The 6,080-nt window shown below is 41.8% G+C and carries 4 protein-coding genes; 3 read left to right on the top strand and 1 reads right to left on the bottom strand.

The window, feature by feature from the left end:
- The first annotated feature begins 10 nt into the window (after positions 1-10).
- Together ACFVSH_RS21820 and nhaC are read left to right on the top strand one after the other, a co-directional pair.
- A complete protein-coding gene (locus tag ACFVSH_RS21820) occupies positions 11-1,585 on the top strand; it encodes a peptide chain release factor 3 (protein ID WP_387599470.1) in 1,575 nt (524 codons plus the stop codon).
- Positions 1,586-2,071: 486 nt separating this feature from the next.
- A complete protein-coding gene (gene nhaC, locus ACFVSH_RS21815) occupies positions 2,072-3,451 on the top strand; it encodes a Na+/H+ antiporter NhaC (protein ID WP_387707783.1) in 1,380 nt (459 codons plus the stop codon).
- Between the two features lie 105 nt (positions 3,452-3,556).
- Here the strand turns inward: nhaC and ACFVSH_RS21810 are convergent, their stop codons facing one another.
- A complete protein-coding gene (locus ACFVSH_RS21810; protein WP_387599476.1) occupies positions 3,557-4,750 on the bottom strand; it encodes an FtsW/RodA/SpoVE family cell cycle protein in 1,194 nt (397 codons plus the stop codon).
- Positions 4,751-5,555: 805 nt separating this feature from the next.
- On the opposite strand from ACFVSH_RS21810, the gene ACFVSH_RS21805 reads away from it, so the two are divergent.
- Positions 5,556-6,080: aldehyde dehydrogenase family protein (locus ACFVSH_RS21805; protein WP_387707781.1), on the top strand; the 525-nt coding region annotated here is incomplete at its 3' end.

The following is a 6,080-nucleotide window of genomic DNA, read 5'->3' as shown; positions in this document are numbered from 1 at the left end:
GGAACATTTTATGACTACATTAAAAGACGAGGTTCAATCCCGACGGACCTTCGCAATCATCTCTCACCCGGATGCCGGGAAAACGACTTTGACAGAAAAATTATTGCTGTTTGGCGGCGCGATCCGTGATGCCGGAACAGTTAAAGCTAGAAAAACAGGGAAGTATGCAACAAGTGACTGGATGGAGATTGAAAAACAACGGGGAATTTCCGTTACATCTTCAGTGATGCAATTCGAATATGATGATTTCCGTGTCAATATTCTCGATACACCAGGCCACCAAGATTTCAGTGAAGACACATATCGCACACTAATGGCTGTTGATAGCGCCGTGATGATTATCGATTCGGCAAAGGGTATCGAGGATCAGACAGTTAAGTTATTCAAAGTATGCCGGATGAGGGGCATCCCGATTTTCACTTTTATCAATAAGATGGACCGACAAGGTAAAACGCCGCTTGAATTGCTTGCCGAACTCGAAGAGGTATTAGGTATAGAAACATATCCAATGAACTGGCCGATTGGGATGGGAAAAGACTTCGTGGGCATTTACGACAGGTTCAATAATCGGATTGAACAGTTCAAAACCGAAGGGGAAGAGCGTTTCCTTCCGTTGAATGACGAAGGTGAGCTTAAAGTGGATCATAAACTTAAGGATTCCCAGCTATATGAGCAAACATTGGAAGAAATCATGCTGTTGACGGAAGCGGGTAACCAATTCTCTGAAGAAAACATTGCGAATGGAAAACTAAGTCCCGTATTTTTCGGAAGTGCTTTAACGACATTCGGTGTCCAGACGTTTTTGGATGCTTATTTGAAATTTGCACCAGCTCCACAAGCACGGATGACGACGTCTGGCGAAATGGACCCTGTCAGTCATGATTTTTCTGGCTTCATTTTCAAGATCCAAGCGAATATGAACCCAAAACACCGTGACCGGATCGCTTTCCTTCGTATCTGCTCCGGTAAATTCGAGCGCGGAATGAGCGTAAACTTGAGCAGGACAGGGAAACCGATTAACCTGTCTTCTTCCACCCAATTCATGGCTGATGATCGGAACACCGTAAATGAAGCGGTAAGCGGAGATATCATCGGTTTATATGATACCGGTAACTACCAGATTGGAGATACGATCACAACAAGCAAAGACATGTTCCAGTTTGAAAAGCTGCCTCAGTTTACACCGGAACTATTCATGAGGGTAACAGCTAAAAACGTCATGAAACAGAAACATTTCCATAAAGGAATTAACCAACTTGTACAGGAAGGGGCAATACAGCTCTTCAAAACGGTTCGGATGGAAGAATATCTGCTTGGTGCGGTTGGGCAACTTCAATTCGAAGTATTCGAGCATCGAATGAGAAACGAGTACAATGTTGAAGTCGTGATGGAGCGCATGGGCAGTAAGATAACACGTTGGGCTGAAGATGAAAAGCTTGATGAAAACCTTCATAGCTCAAGAAGCATTCTTGTTAAAGACCGGTTTGACAAATATGCATTCTTATTTGAAAATGAGTTTGCACTTCGTTGGTTCCAAGATAAAAATCCTGACGTGGAATTATATAATCCAATGGATTTGAAATAATGGAGAAGCCCGTGTAATATACACGGGCTTTCAGTTTGTAGACAGAAGGGTTTCGGAATGGTCTCATTCGGAAACCCTTTTGATATTTTATTGTACTTGAAGCGGTTACACAGAATATTTGACCTCTTCGATATTTAGATCATACTTCCCTCTCGCGAAGTCCAGTTTGAACATCTTTTTCCGTAAAGAAAGGCTGCATGACCCTGATCGATCATGATGAGAAAAAACTGTTCATTAGTTAACGAATAACGATGGGAAAACCAAGGGCTTTCAATTAGCCCAGATAAGATTGGCAAATAAAAGTCTTTTTAGAGAAATATTATTGGAAAAATCAATATCTACTAAATTATTCCTTTGACAAACTCCTTAAACTCCTTTATATTTAGCTAGTACTTTAGTGCTTAAAAGCGTTTCAGTAATTATGAGGGTGATAAGGTCCGATCCTCACCTCAGAGAATTAACAACATGAAAGCGGGGAAATTCATTATGCGTCTTGAAGATGCAAAGCTAAAGCTCTCCTTACCTGAAGCAATTGGGGTTTTGGCCGTTCTATTCTTAATTATTGCAACTGGTATCATACATTATGGACTTGCCCCCCATATTCCAATTATAGCGGCAATCCTATTTCTATTTGTCTATGGCAAGATCAAGAAGCTGCCATTTTCAATTATGGAGGCAGCTATCGTCAAAGGTGCAGTTTCTGGTATGGGAGCCATCTATATATTCTTTTTCATTGGAATGCTGATTTCCATCTGGATGGCAAGCGGGACGATCCCTACCATCATGTACTATGGGTTTGACTGGATTTCTGGTGAATATTTCTATGCGATCACATTTCTTGTGTGTTCGCTAATAGGGCTCTGTATCGGGAGTTCACTTACAACATCAGCCACAATCGGCGTTGCTTTAATAGGCATGGCGGCTGCGATGGATTTATCGTTGGCGATCACAGCCGGTGCAATCATTTCCGGTGCATTTCTTGGGGATAAAATGTCTCCATTATCCGACTCGACCAACCTTGCATCGGGAACGGTTGGAGCGTCATTATTTGAACATATTAATAATATGCTTTGGACAACGATTCCAGGTTTTTTAATTTCACTTATCGGCTTTTACTTCCTTTCACCGAATGTCAAAGTGGCTCGTGTTGAGGAAATCGAAGCCATGACCAAAGCCCTGGAAATGGAGACGAGTATAAGCATATGGAGTTTGATTCCGTTTGTCATCGTTCTAGTCATGGCTTTGAAAAAGGTGTCGGCGATTCCGACATTGTCAGCAGGAATCGTTTCGGCGGCAGTGGTTGCTTTCATACAAACGCCAAGCTTGACCGTTGCAAAACTAGCGGATATCTTATACGGGGGTTTTGTACTGAAGAGTGGAATGGATCAACTTGACTCAATCCTATCGCGGGGCGGCATTGAAAGTATGATGTTCTCCGTTTCGATGGTGTTGTTGGCATTGGCGATGGGCGGACTATTGTTCGAATTGGGAGTCATCCCTTCTATTTTAAAAGCGGTCCAGGATTCATTGACGAGTGTAGCGAAAGTGATTTCCGCTACTGTATTTGCAGGAATCAGCGTGAATTTCCTGGTGGGTGAACAGTATTTGTCAGTTATACTGCCTGGGAAGGCCTTTCAGCAGAAGTATGAAGATTTAGGCTTGCAGCCCAAAACGCTTGCGAGGGTACTTGAAGATGCGGGAACAGTTGTGAATCCTCTGGTTCCTTGGGGTGTCTGCGGTGTATTCCTTACACAGGTATTGGGTGTTTCAACCCTTGAATATGCCCCATTTGCATTCTTCTGCTTACTTTGTCCTTTGCTCAGTCTGATTTCTGGCTTTACGAAAATCGGTATCCATTATAAATGAAAAAAACAGGCGGTCGGTTTCGACTGCCTGTTTTTTTTATATGAACTTCAATAGGGAAAACCCCCTGACATGAACAGAAATGTCAGGGGGTATAGGATTTTACGTTTATTTTGAAGACGCAATCTCATCCTTTGGGATGGACACGACCTTTTCTTTCTGTTCAAGTAAGTTCATTCGCATGACGACATTTTGGAATATGCCCATAGAAAGCATGAGCAGCAGTAAGGAAGATCCTCCATAACTGATGAATGGAAGGGTGATCCCTGTAATTGGGATAAGTCCAGTCACTCCGCCTACGTTAATGCCAACTTGAATGCCGATCATGGATGAGATGCCGATCAATAAAAGGCTTCCAAAAGGATCTTTGCATTTTGCGGAAAGCACATATCCCCTTAGGACGATGAAACCTAGTGTCAATAGAACGAACCCGACTCCGAATATCCCGAGTTCTTCTGCAATGACGGCCATGATGAAATCAGTATGTGATTCAGGCAGGTATCCGTATTTTTGTACACTGTCGCCAAGTCCCACTCCAGTAAGGCCACCGGATCCTATCGCGAATAATGAATTGACGAGTTGATACCCGCTTTCTCCTGCCGTTCCAAATGGATCGGCAAACCCCGTAAAACGAGACACCTTATTTTGAGAGAAGACGGATGAGAAATTACCTGTCACAAGTACTCCTAATGCGAATATCGCAACGAATATCGCAGTGATCAATGAAAGTTTGAATATGCTCTTAAAAGACATCCCGGATGAAATGATCATGGTACTTGAAATCAGGAAAATGACCGCAGCCGTTCCGTAGTCAGGTTGTATCCCGATTAAAAAACAGATGAATACCAGAAAGAAAATCGGGGGGATGACTGCTTTATCAATACTATTGATTCGATCCTGCCTTTTTCCGTAAATGGCTGCCAGATAAATGATCATCGCCAATTTGGAAAATTCTGCGGGTTGGACCGATTTTGTCCCTAACTTGAACCAGCTTGTGGCATTTCCAGCTGTATGGCCGAAGATAAATAGCATCAAAAGGATACCGGCCATTCCAAACATCATAGACATCAAGAACATTTTGTTTTTGTACATCTTATAAGGAAGAATCATCGTGACGATCATTGCCAGGAATGAAATGAGAAAGGCCGTTTTTTGTTTCTCAAAAAAGTAATCCATGGGCTGACCGTATCGAGCAACAGCAGTAATCATGCTCGAACTGTAAATCATGACTAAACCAAACAAACAGAGTAATACGACAGCGATGAAAATAGGGAAGTCGTATGCTTTAATTATTCTTTTCACTTGTGCGCTCACCTCAAATATGTATGCGCGAAAAAATCGCCTTCTTATATAGTAACGGAAAATCGGTTATATAGATAATAATTTATATTAGATAATATGAATTTATCCTCCATTACCCAATATTAAACACTAAAACCGATAAACTAGTCTCCCGGATTTCCTTTTTGCTTAAGGCCGAATTTGGATTCCTATATATTACCTTCGATGGCAAACGTGAATACTCCTTTTAAAATCGGAAACTTTTTACTATATATTCCATTTCATCGGTGCTATAGAGATTACTATTCAAGGTTATTGATGACTGGCTGTAGTTCATGGGTTTCACCAAATCAGTTGCATAACGTGATGTGATGTCGCGGACACTGTAAACGAATTTGTTAAAGGAATAAACCATCTTAAGAGGTATACTTATATTAGCCCCGGTTACATTGCAGGGAAACAAACAGGGGTTTTATGGAGAGAGGGTTACGGTTGTTAACTTGGTTCCAATCGATTATATTATACAGGCTGCTGCGTCTCTGGCATTATATAAGAGGGTTCAGGAAAAACCTCGTAGGTTTAGTGAAGTTTATGAACTGTTTTTAGAAAAGTAGTCAGGCGCTCTTATCAAACCATCCTGGGAAATCAAGGAGTGGAATTGAAGCGCTATTTTACTTTCACTTAGAAAGGGAGTTTTGACGGACAGCACTTCAGCCGAGAAGTATTGCTGCATTTCATGGAAGGTGTTACTCCTGGGTTGATCTTTATTCAAAGGATAAAAGATATGGAGTACCAATAAAAATAAAGTAAAGCAAGGGGAGTAGTTATGGAAGAAATACATGACAAGTTGGAAGTGTTTTCTCCGGCAACAGGTGAGAAGATTTCGGAAATCGTCCCAACGCCATTGAAGTCGATTCCTCATATATATAAGAAATCAAGACATGCGTTCCAATCATGGTCGAACCTTCCCATCAAGGAACGGCTGCACTATTTAAAACGGCTTCGTTTATTGATGGTTGAAAAAATGGATGAAATAGCTGAAGTCGTTTCAAAAGATACGGGAAAAGTGAAAATTGAAGCGTTGGTTGCTGACATCATGCCAACGATTGATGCAATCAAGCATATCGAGAAACATGCAGTGAAGACCCTTTCCGGACAGAAGGTCACCACTCCACTCATGTTAATTGGTAAAAAATCTTATATTCATTATATGCCCCGTGGAACGGTTCTCGTCATTTCCCCATGGAATTATCCGCTGCAGCTTTCCATGGTACCCATTCTTAATGCTTTAGCAGCGGGAAATACAGTCATCGCCAAGCCATCAGAGGTAACCCCTTTAGTTGGTGTGTGC

Origin of the sequence: Peribacillus sp. NPDC058002, assembly GCF_042886655.1 — a bacterium.
GTDB classification, from domain to species: domain Bacteria; phylum Bacillota; class Bacilli; order Bacillales; family DSM-1321; genus Peribacillus; species Peribacillus aracenensis.
This window is presented reverse-complemented; position numbering and strand designations above follow the sequence as displayed.